We start from the raw sequence: 19,085 nt of genomic DNA, 5'->3' as shown, positions 1-19,085 counted from the left end.
AGGAGCCTAAGGTGTGATGAAAATGCAACGAACGCCTGAAATCAGCCTGAAATGCCGGAAATCGCCCAATGCTTAGGCACGTGCCTACGTTTGTTGCTTCACGGGCCTGTCAATCTTCAGCGACAATGTGTCCTATCCGTTGCCGCACTCACTCGCTCAGATTCTCCGGCAACTGAAACTTAAAGTTGAGGGGACATCATGAAAACAGGGGCTTTGCTGGCAACGGCGCTAGCAATGATATCAGGTTCGGCTTTCGCCGCGGATATGCCGGTCAAAGCCGTGAAGGCGCCACCCCCGGCTGCGTTCGACCCATGGGATATCGCGTTCGGCAGCGCAATCATGAATGATTATATCTTCCGTGGCGTGACGCAGTCCAACCATAAGCCCTCGGTGGCCGCCTATTTCGAGCCTCGATTCAACGTCACGAAAGACCTGCAACTCTACGTCGGTCTGGCCGGAGAGAGCATCTCGTTCACAAACCGTCCTGCCGCGGAAATTGACATCTATGGCGGTATCCGCCCAACGTTCGGAGCCTTTGCCTTTGATTTCGGCGTTTGGGGCTATCTGTATCCTGGCGGTACCTGCGTTTACGGCGCTGCCGCGGATTTCGCGGGAAATCCCCTTGGTGCCGAATGCGCCGCCAACTTCGTACCTAATGGCAATGTGATGAAGAAGGATGTCAGCTTTTTCGAAGTTTATGGCAAGGTCAACTACACGGTTAACGATAACTGGCAATTCGGTCTGAACGAATATTACAGTCCTAGCTTTTTGAACTCCGGCGCATGGGGCAACTATACCTCGATCATCGGCAAGTACACCGCCCCGAGCACGATCTTCGGCAGCAGTGGCGTCGGCATGTATGTGTCCGGCGAGTTCGGGCGGCAATGGTTCGGAACGACCGATTCATTCTACGGGGTGCCAGCTTCTCCCTTGGGGATCCACTATGCCGACTACAATACCTGGAACATAGGTGTTGGCTTCACCTACAAGGTCTTTACGCTCGACCTGCGTTACTCCGACACCAACCTGTCCAAAGGCAACTGTAATGCCTTCACTGGGGATTACACGGCCAAGTTTGATGGCAGCTTCACCCCGATCAATCCGACCGGAGTTGGCTCGAATTGGTGCGGCGCCGCAGGCATTGTCAAGCTCTCGGCTGACCTGACGGCAATTACGAATCTGAAGTAAGCATCCGACTCTGACAGGATCGAAGGGCGGGAGAGAGATCTGTCGCCCTTCTTCATCTTGCGATGCGCGAATTGGGAAAATTGTGCCCTTCGTCGGTCCGCCCCCCCTTCACGACCAACAAAGCCTCAGATGAGGCGTGCTCTTTTTGGACCGCCGGACAAACGCGGCGGCTATCGGCTCCCATAAGCAAATGGTGGGAATCTACGCCACGCGCCTCTCACATTGCCCTACTCAGGGGCGCTTAGGTTGAGTCGAGGTTCCGCTCAGTCGTTCCGCGCGAGGTTGCTGAAAGGGTCTCTCTAATCTGCTCTGGCGGGCCCCGCCCGGCAAGAAACTTGGCCGCCATTTGCTGGACAACGACCGGGACCTCACCATGAGACGCCCGACCTCTTTGGCCTTGCACCCGTGGGCATGACCGCGGGGGGGGGGGGGGTACGCCGTGGGATGGATTTGGAAAAACTGATTGATCTGCGTCAAAAGCGCGTTTGATGATTGATCTAACTTGTTACCTCGTACTGAATTGAACGAGTTCTGGATCAGAGTATGACATCGGGGCTGCTCCGTCGCTCTGATGCCAGCTGACAAATGCGGGCGCATTGTCGTTCGCTCCTTCTCTGGCCCCACTCGTGAAATGCGCGGAGGACAGAACATGCGCGTGTTACTCGTGGTATCTTTTGTATTGGCTTCGTTGGCCCATGCACACGCTCAAGAAGCGATCAAGAAATCTGACTCGTGCAGCTACGAACTAAAGGACGGGCATTCGTACGCGGTACCTGTTGGAGAGGCCCTTTGCTGGCGCGTGCCACCTCCGTTTTCCAAGGACGAGTACACCTTGCTTCGTTGTGATCCCCCGTTTCGGGAAATTGTCCGGGTGCGACGAGGCGACCATCGCTGCACCCAATACGAGGAGCGGCAGTAGATTTCGATTCGATAGTGCGCACCAAGCTCAATTGATTGCCGCTGCGGTTTTCGGATCGATTTGGGACGACGGGTGCGAATTCGATGTGCGTTCTAAGCTAAAGCTCCGCTCGCCGCAGCAATTGCGCGTTAATCGCCACGACTACCGTACTCGCCGACATGAGAATCGCGCCGACAGCGGGCGCGAGGAGAATTCCCGCCCAGGCGAGTACACCCGCCGCGAGAGGAATTGCGAAAATATTGTAGCCCGCCGCCCACCAAAGATTTTGCAGCATCTTGCGATAGCTCGCCCGGCTGAGCCTGACAATGCGCGGGATGTCGCGAGGGTCACTCCGAACCAGCACGACGTCGCCTGCCTCAACTGCAACATCGGTTCCCGCCCCGATGGCGATTCCGATGTCGGCAGTCACCAGTGCCGGCGCGTCATTGACTCCATCGCCAACCATGGCCACACGCTTGCCCTGCGCCTGCAGCTCCTTGATCTTCTCTGCCTTGTCCTCGGGCAGCACCTGAGCAAAGACGGTGTCGATCCTCAATTCCTTGGCCACGGTTCTGGCCACGGCTTCGGAATCGCCGGTGAGCATGGCGACCGCGATGCCCTCCCGGTGCAGCCGCTCAACCGCTTCGTATGATTCCGGGCGAATCGCATCGGCGATAGCAAAGGCAGCGACGACACCGTCACCCTCGATCAGATAGATGGCAGCCTGCCCCTTCTGCCCGAAACGCTCCGCGGCTTCGCGCAGCTCGGGCGCCGGCTGCACGCCCAGGCGTTTCAGCAGTGCAGGGCCGCCCATTTTTAGTTCGCGGCCGTCCACCATAGCCTGGACCCCGTGACCCGCCATGGCCTGAAAGTCCTCCGCGCGGGACACCTGGAGATTGCGCTCCTTCGCGCTCTTGACGAGTGCTTGCGCGATGGGATGCTCCGAGTCGTGCTCCACCGCTGCGGCTAGTCTCAAAGCCTCGTTTTCCTCAATTCCCGCCACCGTGACGGTTTCCACTACTCGGTGCTCTCCAAGCGTCAGCGTGCCGGTCTTGTCGAATACCACCGCGTTAAGATCGCGCGCCTCCTCCAATCCGCGCCGATCCCGGACAAGTAGGCCGGACTTTGCTCCCATAGTGGTGGAGATCGCGGTTACCAGCGGAACGGCAAGACCGAGCGCGTGTGGACAGGCAATCACCAGCACCGTCACCACTCGGGTGATGGTGAAATCAAGCGATGCCCCAAGTATTTGCCAGACTACTAGGGTGGCTCCGCCAGCCGCAATTGCCACAACCGTCAGGAGGAATGCTGCCCGGTCGGCAAGCGCCTGCGCCCGCGACCGCGAGGTCTGCGCCTCTTCCACCAAGCGCATGATTCCCGCGAGAGCGGTCTTCTCTCCGGTCCCTGTCACCTCGACACGCAGCGAACCTTCGCTGTTGACGGTACCGGCAATCACTCTGTCGCCTTCGCCTTTCGACACCAGGCGGGATTCGCCGGTAATCATCGATTCGTTCACCGAACTCTTGCCGGACTTGACAATGCCGTCGGCGGGAATGCTTGCGCCAGGGCGAATCAGAACGAGATCGCCGACGCGTAATTGGTCGACTGTAACCTCCTCCGTTTGGTCATCGTCGGTGAACCGCAGAGCCTTGTCGGGCAACAGCCTTGCAAGCTCCTTGAGCGCGCCTTGTGCCTGGAAGATCGAGCGCATCTCGATCCAGTGGCCGAGCAGCATGATTGTCACAAGAGTCGCTAGTTCCCACCACAGCGCGTGACCACGGAGACCGAGTGTGACGGCGGCGCTGTAGAGAAAAGCCACGCTGATAGCCAAGCTGATCAGGGTCATCATGCCTGGCAGCCGGGCCATCAATTCGCGGACCCCACCTTCGATGAAGATCCATCCACCATAGAAAAAGACAACTGTTCCGAAAATGGCAGGAACGTAAGCCGAGCCGGGGAACGCCGGAGCCCGAAAGCCAAACCAATCTTGGATCATCGGATCCCAGACCAGTGCCGGGATGGTCAGTGCAAAACAAACCCAAAACCTGTTGCGGAACATCTCGACGCTGTGGCCAGCGTGCTTGTCGTGGCCGCTATGATCGGTCTGCGCGCGACGGTGAGTATTGCCTATTTCCGCGTTCTGGGACGAGCGCTGCGGATCAGCCGAATCAGGCCTTGATCGCGTAAGATGCTCCGCGCCGTGGGGGCCATGCTTGCTTGAATTCACGATGGCATTTCCCGACCATATGACGGCATGGAGCCTGGCTTCAGGCGCCTATCATCCCAGTCTGCCGTCAGTAGGTTTTCAGAGCGACTGGGTTCCTTGTCACCTCAGTCCGGTCTATTGTGAGCATAAATCGAGTTCCCCGCAAGTCGCCGCTGGTAGACTGCCCGGGTCCGCGGCGAGAGGCCCGGCCTTCATAGCGGTTTTGCACGAGCTAATCGCACCAGGCTGACGCGGCGGCGCCTACGCTGGGCCGTGAGTGCGGACGCGGAGGGCCCGGAACGTATGGTCGAATAGTTCTTCGTCGAATCCTGGGGCGAGCAGCTTCATCACATATTCAAGGGAAGGCGCACAGGTACCGTTATGGCGAGCACGCGCCCAAGGTCTCGCGCTATCTTGGCGTCGGTCGGTTCCCGCCCTATGAATCACGACCCGACCACTTAGCGTCAGGAGGGGCGCGCGATCGCTTTGCGCGCCAGCTCTTTGTGCAGGCCAGGACCCGAAATTGATTTGGACGGCCGCACTGTGCTGATCACCGGCGCCGCACGGTGATCGGCCGCGCGACGGCGCTTGCCTTCCCAGCGGCGCGCGCTGCGGTCGTGATTGGCGACGTCGATCCGCGGGTAGAAGGCACCGCGCGTGATACAGCGGCCGTCGGCGGCAAGGCGGTCTTCCAAAAGACGGACGTTTCCGACAGCGGTCAGTTCGATCCCCTTCTGCCGATTAGCATCCGGCTCGATCAAGCTCGCGTCGACTGCGAACCTACACCGCGGACAGCCGCGCTTAGCGGACCTTTGCCATCGCCGCGGCTATGCACAGTTTGCTTCGTTGTGATCCCCCGTTTCCGGAAATTGTCCGGGTGCGACGAGGCGATCATCGCTGCACCCAATACGAGGAGCGGCAGAACACGCTGATCTAACTCGCACCTGTCGTCCCGAGTCGAGCCAAAAAACGCAGCGGCAATCAGTTGAGCTTGGTGCGCACTACGGAATCGAACTCTTGATGATTCAAGCTGTTCGCCGGGAGGCCGGCGGGCATGGCGAAACCGCTGTCGATGGACCTTCGCGAACGTCCTTGCCTGTATTGCAGGGGGCATTTCCGGCCGGCAGGGCTGCCGAGCGATTTGGGGCGAGGCGGCGAGCGTGAGCCGCTGGCGAACGCGCGAGCGGAAACAAGGTAGCCTAGAGCCCAAGGCGGCGATCGCAGGTCTCATCGGATCGATGCCGCCAAGCGGCGATCCTGGCAAATAAGGGCCGTAGCCGCGCTGTCAACTCTGCTGCCCTAAGGACGGAGGTGAATGCCGGATCTGACTTCAACAAGAATGGCAACAGCGGTTGCCCAGGCACGACGACGCGGCGCAGGTGAATCCGTAAACCAAACAGGTCAGCAGGTGGCTCGACGCAATCTCAATCGCCAGCCAACGCTGACGGTCCGTCCCGGCTTATCGTCAATCGCGACTTGATCCTGGAACCTTATCGAGTATGAACAATTTGGCACAACTTAAGCTTGAGGTGATTGTCGATGATAAATCTGTGAAGGTTCCCGTCAAAATAAGAACATCGATCAAACCATTGCGAGACGTGGTTGCCAGATGCGTGCGCCAGCGTTCGACTTCTGAGAGTTCAATACCAGGGTATCTCCACGAAACTCCAGCAACGAAGCTCCGAGGTTACAGCTGTAAGTGATGTGCAGAACCCGGCGGCGTGCGTAAGGCTTGCAAGCGCATCCAGTTGCTAAAGAATGGAGCGTGCTATGCGCAAGAAGTGCCGGCCGGTCGGTGTCGCTCGCACGCCATCTCTCGATCATTCGAATGTTGCCGCTCCAACTCTGTGTTCAAGCAATTGAATCGAGCGGCTGAGCGTTGACTGCTTGATTGACAGGACTTTTAGCTGCCCGTCGGAACACTGCCGTAGTCCGCAGCCGCGATGGCGTGTGAAGCTGATTTGGCGGTAGTTCCGAACGCGGACAAGCGCGGAATTTGGCGCAAAATGCTCGGTATTCATAACAGCAACTTTTGGAGATTTCAGCCAAATGTTTTTGCGCAGAAACTTGCGACATTTTTGGTTGCATTCTTGCAAAGGCGAACTGTTGAGGACGTTCACTCCTGCGAAGTAGCCTCTTGAGACATTGATCTGGATCAAAAGACCTCCTTCGGCCTTCAATAGCATCAGCTTCGCGAAGCCAGGAGAAACCGAGTTGGCGGCGGTTCAATGCAAGAGCTTTCGGACCATGTTGCTATCGTCGACGACGACGCGTCCACGCGAGTAGCTCTGGCGCGAGCGCTCGCGGCGGACAGTGTCGAGTGCCACACCTATTCCTCAGCTCGGGCCTTCTTAGCGGCGCTGCCCTTTGCAATGCCCGCATGCCTCATACTCGATGTAGATATGCCAGAAATGACAGGTCTCGATTTGCAGCGCGAACTGCTGAGACTGGGAATAAACATTCCGACTATTGTCGTGACCGGAGCCGACGACAAGGCCATCGCGAACAAAGCGGCCTCCCTTGGTGCGGCGGCATTCCTGCCAAAGCCGGTAAGCCGCGAAGTGCTGATTGCGATCATCGCTTCTGTCACGGAGAAACATGCATGACTGCGCGCGAGGAAATCGTTGGCGCGGCCGATATTCCACGAGGAGATCGACCCACAGCGGGGGTCCAAGCAGCGCAGTAGTCTCAGCGCAATCGCAGGATTTCTGTTCGATGTCGGTAGCGGGCGCTTTACCCCCTCGCCTCGGAGCAGGCGACTCTCCGCACTTTCGAAAGCACGGGAGACCGCGAAGCGGCTGGAAGGTCCGATCGAGGTCGCGCGCGAGAACGCCCTCACGCACACCGAATTCCAAGCTTGGCTCCGGGACCTAGGCTTGTCCCTCGGGTACAAGATCTGGATCGCCGCAGACGATAGAGGGCGGGCCCACGACGGTGCGACGTTGGCCGCCGGGTGCCTTGATCATCTTCCGCCGTTCGTCGAAGACGCCGCCAGCGCGGAGTCGATTCGATTGATCGACGCACTCTGGATTGACGGCGCGAGCAGCTGCGTGTCAGCCGCCTTCGAGGTCGAGCCGACGTTCATCTACTCCGGCATCGTTCGCATGCTCGATCTTGCGCTGAGCAGAGACCTGCATGCGCGGGGAGGACTGTTTCTGGTCGCTCCTGACGGCAGGGAGGAGGAGGTGCGAAACTAGCTTCGCCGGTCTGACTTCAGTCGTGTGGCAGACCTGCAGGTGCGTTTCTTGCTTTACGGTGAACTGGGAGCGCAACAAGGACGCGATCGCCCGTTTCGAAACGGGAATGAAGGGTATTCAGGGCATCGCGCGCCTGCTCTAAGCGGCGCGCGTCGGCCTCGTCCGCCTCCATCGCTTTCAGCCCGCATCTGCCGTACTTAGCGCGGGAAGCAAAGTCTTAAGGTGTCCCCCATTCTCACTTAGTGCTTCATGCTTCGTCCCGCCTCCTCACAGGCGCTCATGCATCGGCGGCACGCTTCTCCGCAGATTCGGCAGTGCTCATGCATCTGGGCGTGCTTTTCGCATTCCTCGGCGCAAAGCCGACACGCAGCAGCACAGGCGTCCAGCATCCTCCGGATCATCTCTTCGTCCGAACCGGTACGTCTGGTAGCGATCCGTCCCGTGATGTTGCAAATGTCGGCACAATCCAGGTTCAGCCGGATGCATTGGGTCAGCGATGTCACCTTCTCCTCGCCCAGGCACGCGTCAGCGCAGGACGTACATGCCTGCGCGCAGGAATAGCACTCCTCGATGCAGCGGATGAGCGCGTCATTCGTCTCTCCGCGAACGCGAGGGTGCGTGCTGATCATCTGATGTACATGCATTGGGAACTCCAAGAGCTGTGGACCAAAGCACACCAATTCCCGAGGAGCGGTAAGGTTCTTATGGGCAAATGGTTGGGAAATATTCACCGCGTCGTCCTTAGGGCGCCTGTGTCGCAGACTGAGGAACCATGATTGGCTGGCCGCTTTGTGGAAACGGATGTCGTTTTGGAAGGAGATGCGTTGTCAGCCGAGCGAACCAAGCCCACTCTTCACGATTTCGAGATTCCCGCGGACGGTTATGCCATCCTGGTAACTTGGCCTGAACTACGAGATGGGAAGCACGTGCAGGAGGTCTGGTACGCGCATCAGGGCGATCAACTCGAGGCTGTGAAAGCCGTACAGGAGGCGTGCGGAGCGCTGAATGATGCCAAGGTAGAGCTTCTTGGCAGCCTCTCCGCGTCCAGTTTGTTCGCGCACGGTGTTCCCAAGGGACGCGTGCGGCGGGCCACGCATTCCCCGATCACATCGTCTCCCTGACCAATTCCGACAGCAACCAGCGGGGCCAATTTCGCGATGCCGGCCTTGCGGTCATGCTCCGAATGCGGAACGCAAGCCAAAGCCAACGGCGCGCATGCTCCGACGTCAGATCCGCACCGTTCGCAGCCGCAGCGCGTTGCCAACCACGCTGGCGGTGGAGAGGGCCATCGCAGCCGCAGTAACGATCGACGACAGCAGCAATCCAAGCGTCGGGTAGAGCACGCCGGCCGCGATCGCGACTCCTGCCGCGTTGTAGGCGAACGCAAAGAAGAGGTTCTGTCTTATGTTCCTCATGGTGGCCTGCGATAGCCTCCGCGCCCGCACGAGGCCGGTGAGGCTCCCTTGAGCAGGGTGTCTCCGGCGCTCTCCATTGCCACGTCCGTGCCCGACCCATCGCGATACCATCTTCGGCGGCCGCAAATGCCGGCGCATCATTGACGCCGGCGCCCGCCGTTGCGACTTTTCGACCCTCCTTCTGTAGCTTGGAGACAACCGCGCTCTTTTGGTCAGGCAGAACCTCGGCTTCCACATGCGGGATACCAAGCCTCCGCGCCACCGCCTGAGCGGTCGTCCGATTGTCGCCGGTGAGCATGATGACCCTGACCCCTTTGACGGCTAGTTCGCGCAGCGCCTCGGGCAGTTGGCTGCTTAACCGGGTCGGCAATGGCCAAGATGCCTGCGAGGCTGCCATCGATGGCCATGTTGATGACGGTTGCGCCTTCGCCACGCTGGCGTTCGGCTTCCGCTTCCAGCGAGGAGGTGTCGACGCCCCGCGAGTACAGGAACGTCGCGTTTCCGAGAAGCACCTCGTTGCCTTCGACGGTTCCGAGGGGCCCCTTGCCGACTGGCGAGTCGAAATCCTTAACGTCGGTCGTCTGGATACTGCGATCCCTGGCCGCGCTGACGATCGCATCCGCCAACGGATGCTCGCTCGCGCGCTCGACGCTTGCAGCGCGCCTCAACACGGTTGCCCCCGAGTACTCGTTTGTGGGTACTTCTGCGACAACCTTTGGCCTGCCCTCTGTCAGCGTACCGACCTTGTCGACCACGAGCGTGTCAATCTTCTCCATGCGGTCCAGCGCCTCGCGTTCTTGATAAGGACGCCCGCATGTGCACCGCGCCCCACGCCCACCATGATCGACATTGGCGCCGCCAGGCCGAGCGCGCACGGATAGGCGATAATGAGAACGCTGCCGCTGCCACCAGGCCGAACGCGAGTCGTGGCTCCGGCCCGTAAACGGCCCAAGCGGCGAACGCCACAAACGCGACCATGGCGGACTCTATCTGCGCAGTTCGAAGCCAACAGGCCGACGGAAGACTTAATTGGCTTCCACGTCCAATTTGCCGGCGTCGTTTGCTAATGCTGCTGCCGGCGTTTGTCGAATCCCAGCAGGGGCCCGGTCGTCGGGTCCGGCGGCGGTGCCCGCCGATCATAGGCCGGATTTCCTGCCGGCAGAGCGGTCGACCGCAGCGGGCCAAGGCCTGCCAAGGAGGGCATGATCGAATCGTGCAAACGCCGCCGCTCGAGGGACCGGGCTATCGGCGGACCTGTTTGACAGGCGCGCTTCAAGCACAATATCGCCGATCAACCTACGTTAATCGGCCGCTCTTCCCGGGGTGCGGCTTGGACAGAACTAGGAACAAAGCTCCGGCGCGGGGGTTCGAAAGACCGGCAGAGCGTGGCCCGACGGGCCGATCGCTTTTCGTCGGGTTCGAACCGGGAGCAACCAAATGAGCAGGCGTTTCGAGGATCGGCATCATCACTCCGGAGACGACATTACCGTCCAGACCTTCGACGACTACCTCCTCTTCATCGGCGACCATCATTCGGACCGGTTGACGGGTGCCGACGAACAGATGAACATAGCCTTCGGCCGCGCCGGGAACGACCACCTCGTCGGTGGAGCGATGGACGACGATCTCATCGGCGGTTCCGGCAACGACCGTCTGATCGGCGGCGAAGGAAGCGACCATCTCGTCGGCGGCGCCGGCAACGACCAGCTGGTGGGTGGCGGCCAGGCCGACACGCTGATGGGCGGCGACGGCAACGACGTGCTGGATGAGGGAGGCGGCCACGGCGATCTCGACGGCGGGCGCGGCAACGACGTTCTGACCGGCGGCCCGGGCGCCGACGCGTTCATGATCTCTCCGGACAGCGGCAACGACGTCATCACCGACTTCCGCGCTGGCGTCGGGATGTTCGACCATCTCGCCGTCATGGACATCGAGCCCGAGCAGTTCCGCTTCAAGGACACGCAGGACGGCGTCCTAATCAGTTGGGACACGAACAAGGGCGACGGGTCGGTCTTGCTCGAAGGCGTGTTCAAGGCGGATCTCGCGCAGGACGACTTCATGTTCGTCGACGACCGCCACCTGATTGACCCGGCGAGCGCCCACGCGGACCGCGTCACCGCCGAGCACTTCGTCAAGGATGAGGGCAGCGAGAGCGCGCCGACGACGGCAGGCGAGACCCCCTCGCAATTCCAGCGCTCCGTCGACGGCAATCTCATCAAATACGGCAGCGATGGACAGAACGACGTCTTCCAGGCCACGGCCAAGAACGACTTCTACTTCGGTCTGAGAGGCGACGACCATCTGTACGGCGGAAGAGGCGACGACCACCTTGCGGGAGATGCCGGCAACGATGTTCTGGGCGGCGGAGACGGGCGGGACGATCTCCGCGGCGGCGACGGGAACGACCAGCTCTACGGCGCAGCCATGGCCGACAACCTGATGGGCGGAGCGGGCAACGATTATCTCAGCGCCGGCGCCGGGCACGACATGCTCGAAGGCGGGGCAGGAAACGACGTCTACAACGGCGGCGACGGCGCCGACGCTTTCATGGTCTCGCACGGCAGCGGCAACGACGTCGTGGTGGCGGGTTTCGACCCGGGGCCGGGCGCGTTCGACCACATCGCGTTCATGGACATTCTCCCCAATGAGGTAAGTGTCACCGATTCGCTATCCCCGCACGGCGACGGTCACACCGGCGTCCTGGTAAACTGGAGCGACGGCTCGATCTTTCTGGAAGGCATCCAAAAAAGCCAGTTGGCCCAGGACGACTTCATGTTCAACGCCGTCGAGGGTGGGGCTTTCGTACCCGACCCCTCGATCAGCACCGAAGGCAGCGAAATGATCTTCCAGGGAACCCACACCGAGTGGCATCTGGTCTAGGAGCGCCGACCGCTCGAAACGGCGCTGAAGTAGGCACCGGATTTCACCGTCTTGCCGCCAGTCGAACGAGATCAAACGGGTGGATGATCGCGTCCCTCGCAATCCACAGAAGGATCAGTGAATGTCCTAGGCCGCTTCGCCGCGATGATAGCCACCACCACAGTGATCATGTTCGGACTGATGTACCTGAACACGTTCGCTACGGATTACGTCTGGTACAGCCAGACCCGCACCTGGATGGCGCTCCTCATGGGCGCGGTGATGGCCATCATCATGCTGGGCTTCATGTGGGGCATGTACAAGAACCGCGCGGCCAATCTGGGCACGTGACCACGAGCGCCCTCCTTTTCGCAGGCGCGCTGTGGCTGGTGCGCAGCCAGCAGACCGTCGCGGACGTCTCCTACAGGAAAGCGATGATTCCGCACCATTCGATCGCGATCCTGACCAGCGAGCGGTTGCACATCAGGGATCCGCGCGTCCGAAAGCTGGCGGACGGGATCATCGAAGCGCAGGTCAGGGAGATCGGCGAGATGAAGAACTTGATCGCCGAACTCGAGCAGAAACCGGTCCCGGACGATGCGAAGGATCTGCCGCCGCGCGCGCCGCAGTAGGGGTTTGCTCGGTTCGGGCCATGGACCAAGCGCGGCGCGAGCGTCAGCCAAACTGCAGACTTGCCTAAAGCCTCGTCAAGTTTGTCATGCCACCATCATCGAAACGCCCTCGCTTACAGTTGTTCGGGAGCTGCACAACCGCCGTTCCATGACCGATCAATAGGGAAAGCTCAACGTGTGCTGTATACCCAAGACAGCACGGAACGTTTCTGATGAATTCGCGAACCCAACTCCGAAGCTTCCAGACACGACGGTCTGGGGAGTTAATTGATATCGTGCGCCAATTTCGGCCATGTTGGTGACGTCTCCGAGCCGTCGGGCCGTTTCGCCATACACGTCTGCGACTATGACGAGATCATTGATCACCGGCTGACTGTAGCCCAAGCCTACCCGATACCGATCGCTCCGTTCGCCCATCGTGCCCGGGCAGAGGGTCATGATTGTGGAACCATGACGCGTTGAAATGTATTCGACGTGGCACGTAGCTGAAAGGCGAATAGCCGCCCAAGTCGAAGGTGCCGATGGGTTTCGTAGCCAAGAACTTGAGTTCTGTCTCGGTACCGCCCGCATCGCGGCCGTACGGCTTCGTCACTCCGGCGGCGACGGACAGCGCCGGAACCCAAATGCTCTCACTGTTAAAATTGTAGAGCCCCTGGACGCGGACGTCCCCCTGGCGGTTTCGCTGGCATCGCGAACCGGTAGGGTGCCTCATCTTGATCTGCGCATTGGGAAAGATTCGGTACTCGACCCGCGGCACCGTCCAGTACCGATTCTTTCCCTCCACGTCCCGAGTCCGGTCGTACCTGAAATAGGTCCGGGCCTCGATCGCGCCCTGCTTCAGGGGGTAAGCATCCTCGACCGTCACCGGGATGCCATCCTCGAGGTTAATGAGTGGGCGGCAGAGCTACGCGGGTCAGGGGGCGTTCGCGGCAGCGACGATCCGCAGGTCGTCCGTGGTGCGCTCGAGCAAATCGTAACCGCCGCGCTCGAGGCCAATGTCATTGCGCGCTAGTCGCCATGCCCATCGAGACGAACCTCCATCGACTGTTCGCGATCAGGAATTGCGTGCCGAAATACTAGCGATAGGCGGTGGCTGCGCTTCCGGCGCCCGCTCGCAGACCATCAGACAGGATCGGATCGCGGATCGGCGCTGATGGCCGGTCCCTGCGTCACACCTCGCTACGTCAAGGCACGAGGGGACCACCGTGACGATCGGTCGTGCCCCGAGCGCACCGCCTCCGGAGGCCGCACCCGACATCCGCGCGACAAAGGCGGCCGGCAGCTGGATTTCGAAGAACCCGAACATCGCCAGCGAAAGGATGACGAGGACCGTGCTGATCACGCTAAGCAGGAGCTTGTCCCGCAGGAGTAAATGCCATTGCCGTGCTTCTCGCACTCTTCGGCGCAGAGCCGACATGCCGCCGCGCGCTTCTGCAAAGCGGCCGCGCCAAGTCTGGAGAGGCTCGTCGCGGAGAATATTGGGGTAAGCCTCATCCATAAGGACTGGCCAATCCTGACCAATGCGTTTTCTACGGCGCTCGCCTGGCCTTGAGAGCTCTATGGAGGCAGGTACGACATGGTTCGCCGCGCGCTGATGGCCATTCCGGAGGCGAGGATCCCGCAGAAGCGGATGCTGGGAGCTATGGCCGCTTCGATGGCGTCGAGACGGCGCGTATGATGGGCCGCCTGTATGCGGCGGCACGGCTCTACGTCAACTTCTTCCAGCCGTCGTTCAAGCTGAAGGAGACGCGTCGCGAAGGGACTAAAGTATCAAGCGCTATCACCTCCCATCGACGCCCTATGAGCGAGCCTTGGCGCATCTCAAGGTGACCGCGGCCGTGAAGAAATGGCTACGCGATCAGTATCGCTCGCTCGATCCGGTTGCGCTGTTGGCGGAGATTCGCGCGACCCAAGAGGAAATAGGCAATCGCGTTGATCGTCGTGCCGGACAGGCGCGCGGCCTGCAACCCGCTCACACTAGCATCCTCCCAGCGACCGCGGCGACGTTCGCGAAGACGCTCGGCAAGACCGACAACTCGGCGAGCCGCGTGTCACACACCGGCGAACTCGTCGGCCCTATAAGACCAGAGTTCGCATGCCGTCCAAGCTCGACCCGCATTGCCACGATCAGGGTTGGCTCGCTGAGGAGCCGCAGCTAACCGCGCTCGCCATTGTCGGCCGGCTGAGCGATAAATGCTCTGAGGAGTTCGGGCCGAGACAGCATTCTATTGTGCAGCGTCAGGGTGCTTGGACGGAAGACTGCTAAGCAGTTGGTCGCGGAGAAGCTGCTTGGCGACGCCGCGACTGTGGCCCCGTTGCCCGGGGCTGTGGATGACTCGGGCTATGCAGGGCCCGACCCGCCCACAGCCCCTCTCCCCGAGCAAGCGGGAAAAGCTACTTGGCGCCACCCATCAGTCGACGTCGCATCGTCATCGGCCACGGCGCTACCGGGGTAACATCTGCAAGTGAGACAATACGTACGTACATCTTCTGCAAGGCTATCACGTCGCGTCCGTTCCTCGACGGCGTGACATGAGTGCGAGGAGACATAGATCGGTTGGCGTCCCGTGGCGGTAAGTGAGTGCTGGCCGGCCGTAAGCCCTGCAAGCTAAAGCACCCGAGTGGCGCCAGGGATCTTTAGCAACGCAGCCGTCGCACCCCAGCTCAATAGCACCGTGAGTACGAAGACGATCAACGCCTTGGCGATCGCTGGCATATCGACGTCGAACAGCCAGTATTGCAGCCAGAGCACGATCGGGTAGTGCACCAGGAACATGCCGTAGGCCGCCGCCTGCATAGGATCGAGCATGCTCGAGCCCAAGCGTTTGAATCGGAGGAAATAGGCAAGAATAGCGAACAGGATGGCGGCGCTGAAGGCGGCGAAGAGCAGGCCGTAGATGATCTCATACCAGTCCGGCAGCCACACGGGATTCCCCAAGATCTCGCGCTTCATGTAGATTAGCACCCACAAGAGGCAATACGGGATCATTGCGGCGATGATCCAAGCCCAATTGCTCTTCGCCAGGCGGCCGTCCGCACTCAAGAGGCCGCGATCGAAATTCGCCGCACCCACACCGGCACCGATGAAGAAGTAGACGGGATAAAGAAGCACGCGGCTGGATTGTAGAGAGAGCGGCCCGAACTCGAACCAGCGGCTCGCACCGAAGTAGACCCGGGCCGGTATATAGACGATGGCGGTCACGATGAGCATGAACACGAAGAACACGGCCGGCCGCTCGTAACCGCGCAAGGAAAGGCGATTGATCGGGTCGACCAGCTTCGGTGAGAGCCGATGTAGTGTGCTGGCCGCGAGGTCGAACGCCAACAGGACTGAGATAAACCAGACCGGTCCACTTGGCCACGGCCCGACGGTCACCGTTGTCCACCAGAAATCAGCAAAGCTTATATGTGGCGCTCGTCGCAGCGCAATGGCGTAATAGGCGATCGGAATGATGGTAAGTGCGGCGATCGCAAGCGGCAGGCCGAGCCGAAGCAGTCGGTCGCGCAAAAAGATCCATGGTTCTTTGTGGGCCAGGCTTGGCCAGATGAACAGTCCCGACAGAAAAAAGAACGTCGCCATAAAGAAGCTGTCAGTGGAAAGAATGATCGCGTCAAAGCCGATCCAAGATTTGGGGTCGGTATGGCCGAAATAGGTGTAGGCAATAACAGAATGGTGGAGCAGCACCACCAGCGTCAGGAAGCAGCGCAAGCGATCGAGCGCCGGGTTGCGAGCTCTGACCTTCAGTGCTGTCTGAAGATCGGTGTACCCAGCCGTTTGCGAAATCGTTGTCATATTAGTATGATAAGAAGGCTCTGAGCGTGGCTTGTTGATCGAGGTCAACTGTCGCCGTTGGGTTCCCTCTCGTGTCATATGGTAGACGGGATCTATCGGCGGCGTTCTCTGAACTTTATGTCGGCCTCAACGACGCGATGAACACTCTGTTCGTAAAAGGACCGCGGGTGGAGAACGGCAAGGCGGGTGGAGGCTCCGCTATGAATCGGGAAGGCATTCCCGGTCCTTTCGGCCGCATCTGGGGGAGACATCACGATTCGGGGGTGTCACTGCTGGCGAATGGCGTCGTCAACAACGAGCTTTGGCTTACGTCCCACCTGGCTTTGTGACCGTCTTTTGTGCCCCACACGACCGTCTATTGCGTTACATGGAAACTGGAATCATTTGAGGTTTCCAGGTTCCGAGGACAGTCGCTCCATAACCGCAATTGCGGCTATCAAACCGTCCGCCGTTTCGGCTGCGCCTTCATCTCCGTTTCAGCGGGGGCGCCGGCCAGTCCGCGATAGAGTTCCGCATAGGCGTGTGCCGAGCGGTCCCACCCGAACTCCTGCCGCATGGCGTTCGATTGGATTTTGCGCCAAGCTATGGTCTGGTCTAAAAGCGAAAGCGCGCGCCTTATGCACGCAATCAATTCGGAGGCGGTCGGTTCGCTAAGGGAGAAGCCCGTGGCGATCCCGTTTCTGATGTTCTTCTGATCGGCATCGACCACGCTGTCGACCAATCCTCCGCAGCCTCGCACGATTGGCAACGTCCCGTAGCGCATGGCGTAAATCGGCGTGAGCCCAGGGTTCGAATCGTGAGGGATGCGGCAGCATGTCGGCGCCCGCGAAAAGGCGGTGGGCGACGCCTTCCTCGTAGCCGATCCCGACCGAGACTTGGCCGGGATAGCGTGTTGCCAGTTCACGGAAACCGCTCTCGTAGCCAGCGTCTCGTCTGCGATAAGTGCGAATTGAATCCCCTCAGCGAGCAGCGACGGGAGTGCCTCTGGGACGATGTCGGGCATCTTCTGAAGGCGAGGAGGGGTGTATCGGGCGACCGTACAAGGTTCAGCTCCTTCTGGCAGCCTTACAAGCCCGCTTAAGAGACACTTGACGCGGCGTAAAGGTCATCGTGAGATGGACGTCGTTGGCGGGATCCCAAATTCCATAATCGGCACCGTTCATGATCCCGCGCAAGCGATTACGTTTCTCGCGCAACAGGCCGTCAAAGCCAGAGCCATACTCGGGCGTCAGCACCTCCCGCCTGCAGTTCGGGCTGACGGTAGTGATCGCGTCAGCCCAGCAGATGCCGGCTTTAAGGAACGAAATCCGCCCATAGAACGCCAGCGTAGGGTAGAGATCGGGTCGTACGGCAAAGCAAGCCGTCCGAGTTCATCGGAGAACGCAATCGTTACGCGCCGGCGCATCGACTTGAGTTCACGCTCAGGGTCCTCGAAGGTACGCTGACAGTCGCGCGGCAAAAATAGTCGGTCCGGCCACAGCGCTCCGGGGTAAAGGCGGTCGCCTTGTCGACCATAGTCCCGCAGATGGGATCCTTGGCGAGTTCATGGACGGCCGCAGCCGGAAGCGCTGCTGGATGTACGTGGGTGTGACTCTGCAGGGGCATTGCACGCCTCGTTAGTCTGCAAAGTCGGCAAGTGCAACTTCGCATCACCCTCGGGCTCTCGTGGGTGATCATCTCTTCGCAGAGTCGCAGCCGAGACTTTAATGTCGATCAAGTATTTGCAGAACTAATCTCTCCGCCGCTTAGAGCTTGCTCTAGCTCAAAGTTTTGCAGGAGCATTGCTTCGATGCTTGCAGTCTCGGAAGAACAAACGGCCAAGAGCAGTTGTCATGGCACGTTCCACAGTTGAGGTGCAGAGAGACAGGCCGAAACTCCGGAGGAGGCCGACCGGCACCCGCGAATGCACCGTTTGCTACGAAGACTTCGCTCCGAATTGGATGATGCCTTCGATCGTTTCGCGCGTCATATTGAATTTCCTTCACTGCACTCGTTGCACCGAATCGCTGACCTTGAGCGCCGACTGCACCACGGCATGCCGCTGAGTTCCATTGCTGCAGCCGTCGAGGTGGTGGAGGAGGACGTCGACGTAGGTCAATACGACTAGGCTCCTGACCAGCGTGTCTTTGAGCGCCCGAGCAACTCAGCTCCTGCGAACTTGGCAAGTGGGCCGTGGCAGTTGGCGTTTTCCGCTACGGTCTCTTTCCAGACCTAAGGGGAGAGGTAGTCTGGTAGTAGGTGGGCGCTGGCTCGATCCTCCGACGCGGGCGATCCCCTGGCGCCGGAGGATCGATCTCGGCCGGACGGAGTTGAGCGGACGGGCGAATTTCCGAGGAGGTTCGAAATGTGCACGTGGCGCGGCCTGGGACTAACGATATCTGCTCTCATTCTGGCATACGGCGCGGTCGATGCGACCGCACAGGAGCGAATGAAGCCGCAGCCAGATCAGCAACAGGCTCAATCCCATTCCATGGAGGATGGGGGCGGTACGACGGGGCAGGGAGGTATGATGTGCGGAGATATGATGGGTCGCGGCATGATGGGTCGCGGCATGATGGGCCGCGGGATGATGGGTGGCGGGATGATGGGTAGCAGCATGATGGGGAGCCGCGCGATGGGGAGCCCGATGATGTTCCGCATGATGTTCGCTCTGATGGACGACGGCGACGGGCAAATTTCATTGCAGGAGTTTCAGGCCGCCCATGAACGAATTTTCAAGGCAATGGACAGTAACAAGGATGGCCAAGTGACCCAGGAGGAGATGCAAGCTTTCATGCACGGGCGGCCGGGTAAGTCGGTTCCACAGCAGTAGCAGGCCGCTTGCTCCTTCACGGTCTCCGAATTGCCCAGTGACGCGCGGCTTTATGGCCAGGCAAGCAATTCGGCGAGGCGCCAAG

At 60.2% G+C, this 19,085-nt stretch carries 17 protein-coding genes and 2 pseudogenes; 10 read left to right on the top strand and 9 right to left on the bottom strand.

Translation table 11 applies throughout. The features are described 5' to 3' along the window. Nucleotides 1-198: 198 nt before the first annotated feature. A complete protein-coding gene (locus K410_RS0100580) occupies nucleotides 199-1,188 on the top strand; it encodes a TorF family putative porin (protein ID WP_028133043.1) in 990 nt (329 codons plus the stop codon). Between the two features lie 1,016 nt (nucleotides 1,189-2,204). Here the strand turns inward: K410_RS0100580 and K410_RS0100575 are convergent. Both K410_RS0100575 and K410_RS0100570 read right to left on the bottom strand, forming a co-directional pair. Beyond that, on the bottom strand, nucleotides 2,205-4,313 hold the full coding sequence (locus tag K410_RS0100575; protein WP_245269297.1) for a heavy metal translocating P-type ATPase: 2,109 nt from the start codon (nucleotides 4,311-4,313) through the stop codon (nucleotides 2,205-2,207). A 443-nt stretch (nucleotides 4,314-4,756) separates the two neighbouring features. Then, entirely contained in the window at nucleotides 4,757-5,053 is a 297-nt protein-coding gene (locus K410_RS0100570) for a hypothetical protein (protein WP_028133041.1), read from the bottom strand. 535 nt (nucleotides 5,054-5,588) lie between these two features. On the opposite strand from K410_RS0100570, the pseudogene K410_RS40895 reads away from it, so the two are divergent. Then, a pseudogene (locus K410_RS40895) lies at nucleotides 5,589-5,795 on the top strand (TrbI/VirB10 family protein); the annotation flags it as partial. 317 nt (nucleotides 5,796-6,112) lie between these two features. Here the strand turns inward: K410_RS40895 and K410_RS39175 are convergent. Continuing rightward, a complete protein-coding gene (locus K410_RS39175; RefSeq protein ID WP_155253169.1) occupies nucleotides 6,113-6,451 on the bottom strand; it encodes a hypothetical protein in 339 nt (112 codons plus the stop codon). 69 nt (nucleotides 6,452-6,520) lie between these two features. Here K410_RS39175 and K410_RS36260 point away from each other — a divergent pair, with 69 nt between their 5' ends. Next, nucleotides 6,521-6,898, top strand: a complete 378-nt coding sequence (locus K410_RS36260) for a response regulator transcription factor (protein WP_049819843.1) — start codon at nucleotides 6,521-6,523, stop codon at nucleotides 6,896-6,898. A gap of 18 nt (nucleotides 6,899-6,916) precedes the next feature. Continuing rightward, nucleotides 6,917-7,489 (top strand): type II restriction enzyme NmeDI-related protein, encoded by a 573-nt coding sequence (locus tag K410_RS0100560; protein WP_049819842.1) that lies wholly within the window; start codon nucleotides 6,917-6,919, stop codon nucleotides 7,487-7,489. A gap of 239 nt (nucleotides 7,490-7,728) precedes the next feature. Here K410_RS0100560 and K410_RS40890 read toward each other — a convergent pair whose 3' ends face one another. Continuing rightward, nucleotides 7,729-8,133, bottom strand: a complete 405-nt coding sequence (locus K410_RS40890) for a four-helix bundle copper-binding protein (protein WP_028133040.1) — start codon at nucleotides 8,131-8,133, stop codon at nucleotides 7,729-7,731. A 132-nt stretch (nucleotides 8,134-8,265) separates the two neighbouring features. Between K410_RS40890 and K410_RS39170 the strand changes: the two genes are divergently transcribed. Then, nucleotides 8,266-8,610: a hypothetical protein gene (locus K410_RS39170; protein WP_155253168.1), complete on the top strand. Its 345-nt coding sequence runs from the start codon at nucleotides 8,266-8,268 to the stop codon at nucleotides 8,608-8,610. A gap of 105 nt (nucleotides 8,611-8,715) precedes the next feature. Here the strand turns inward: K410_RS39170 and K410_RS36255 are convergent. Next, nucleotides 8,716-9,879 (bottom strand): annotated as a pseudogene (locus K410_RS36255) (heavy metal translocating P-type ATPase); the annotation flags it as partial. Between the two features lie 462 nt (nucleotides 9,880-10,341). On the opposite strand from K410_RS36255, the gene K410_RS0100535 reads away from it, so the two are divergent. The 3 genes from K410_RS0100535 to K410_RS41480 all read left to right on the top strand — a co-directional run bounded on the left by K410_RS0100535 (nucleotide 10,342) and on the right by K410_RS41480 (nucleotide 12,395). Beyond that, nucleotides 10,342-11,784 (top strand): calcium-binding protein, encoded by a 1,443-nt coding sequence (locus K410_RS0100535; RefSeq protein ID WP_028133036.1) that lies wholly within the window; start codon nucleotides 10,342-10,344, stop codon nucleotides 11,782-11,784. A 117-nt stretch (nucleotides 11,785-11,901) separates the two neighbouring features. Further along, on the top strand, nucleotides 11,902-12,114 hold the full coding sequence (locus K410_RS41485) for a hypothetical protein (RefSeq protein WP_433994190.1): 213 nt from the start codon (nucleotides 11,902-11,904) through the stop codon (nucleotides 12,112-12,114). Further along, on the top strand, nucleotides 12,111-12,395 hold the full coding sequence (locus tag K410_RS41480) for a DUF305 domain-containing protein (protein WP_433994189.1): 285 nt from the start codon (nucleotides 12,111-12,113) through the stop codon (nucleotides 12,393-12,395). Before K410_RS41485 ends, K410_RS41480 begins: the two co-directional genes overlap by 4 nt. 1,054 nt (nucleotides 12,396-13,449) lie before the next feature. On the opposite strand, the gene K410_RS0100520 is transcribed toward K410_RS41480, so the two are convergent. Further along, nucleotides 13,450-13,893 (bottom strand): cytochrome c biogenesis protein CcdA, encoded by a 444-nt coding sequence (locus K410_RS0100520; RefSeq protein ID WP_028133035.1) that lies wholly within the window; start codon nucleotides 13,891-13,893, stop codon nucleotides 13,450-13,452. 313 nt (nucleotides 13,894-14,206) lie between these two features. On the opposite strand from K410_RS0100520, the gene K410_RS39165 reads away from it, so the two are divergent. Next, complete coding sequence (locus tag K410_RS39165; protein WP_155253167.1) at nucleotides 14,207-14,554, top strand: hypothetical protein; 348 nt, start codon at nucleotides 14,207-14,209, stop codon at nucleotides 14,552-14,554. Between the two features lie 449 nt (nucleotides 14,555-15,003). On the opposite strand, the gene K410_RS0100505 is transcribed toward K410_RS39165, so the two are convergent. The 3 genes from K410_RS0100505 to K410_RS41475 all read right to left on the bottom strand — a co-directional run bounded on the left by K410_RS0100505 (nucleotide 15,004) and on the right by K410_RS41475 (nucleotide 17,456). After that, a complete protein-coding gene (locus K410_RS0100505; protein ID WP_028133034.1) occupies nucleotides 15,004-16,188 on the bottom strand; it encodes an acyltransferase family protein in 1,185 nt (394 codons plus the stop codon). A 436-nt stretch (nucleotides 16,189-16,624) separates the two neighbouring features. After that, nucleotides 16,625-16,909 (bottom strand): hypothetical protein, encoded by a 285-nt coding sequence (locus K410_RS39160; RefSeq protein ID WP_155253166.1) that lies wholly within the window; start codon nucleotides 16,907-16,909, stop codon nucleotides 16,625-16,627. A gap of 325 nt (nucleotides 16,910-17,234) precedes the next feature. Continuing rightward, a complete protein-coding gene (locus K410_RS41475; RefSeq protein WP_433994192.1) occupies nucleotides 17,235-17,456 on the bottom strand; it encodes a hypothetical protein in 222 nt (73 codons plus the stop codon). A 1,076-nt stretch (nucleotides 17,457-18,532) separates the two neighbouring features. Between K410_RS41475 and K410_RS40205 the strand changes: the two genes are divergently transcribed. Then, nucleotides 18,533-19,000 carry an EF-hand domain-containing protein gene (locus K410_RS40205; protein ID WP_028133032.1) on the top strand — a complete coding sequence of 156 codons (468 nt, stop codon included), beginning with the start codon at nucleotides 18,533-18,535 and terminating at the stop codon, nucleotides 18,998-19,000. Nucleotides 19,001-19,085 lie beyond the last annotated feature (85 nt).

Source organism: Bradyrhizobium sp. 22, from assembly GCF_000482425.1.
GTDB classification, from domain to species: Bacteria; Pseudomonadota; Alphaproteobacteria; order Rhizobiales; family Xanthobacteraceae; genus Bradyrhizobium; species Bradyrhizobium japonicum_B.
The sequence above is the reverse complement of the archived record's forward strand: the minus strand, read 5'-3'. Positions and strand labels throughout refer to the sequence as shown.

Excerpts from the sequence above, each read along its gene's own strand:
- K410_RS0100580 (WP_028133043.1), top strand. The coding sequence starts at position 199 with ATGAAAACAGGGGCTTTGCTGGCAACGGCGCTAGCAATGATATCAGGT.
- K410_RS36260 (WP_049819843.1), top strand. The coding sequence starts at position 6,521 with ATGCAAGAGCTTTCGGACCATGTTGCTATCGTCGACGACGACGCGTCC.
- K410_RS40890 (WP_028133040.1), bottom strand. The coding sequence starts at position 8,133 with ATGCATGTACATCAGATGATCAGCACGCACCCTCGCGTTCGCGGAGAG.
- K410_RS0100535 (WP_028133036.1), top strand. The coding sequence starts at position 10,342 with ATGAGCAGGCGTTTCGAGGATCGGCATCATCACTCCGGAGACGACATT.
- K410_RS0100520 (WP_028133035.1), bottom strand. The coding sequence starts at position 13,893 with ATGGATGAGGCTTACCCCAATATTCTCCGCGACGAGCCTCTCCAGACT.
- K410_RS0100505 (WP_028133034.1), bottom strand. The coding sequence starts at position 16,188 with ATGACAACGATTTCGCAAACGGCTGGGTACACCGATCTTCAGACAGCA.
- K410_RS40205 (WP_028133032.1), top strand. The coding sequence starts at position 18,533 with ATGTGCACGTGGCGCGGCCTGGGACTAACGATATCTGCTCTCATTCTG.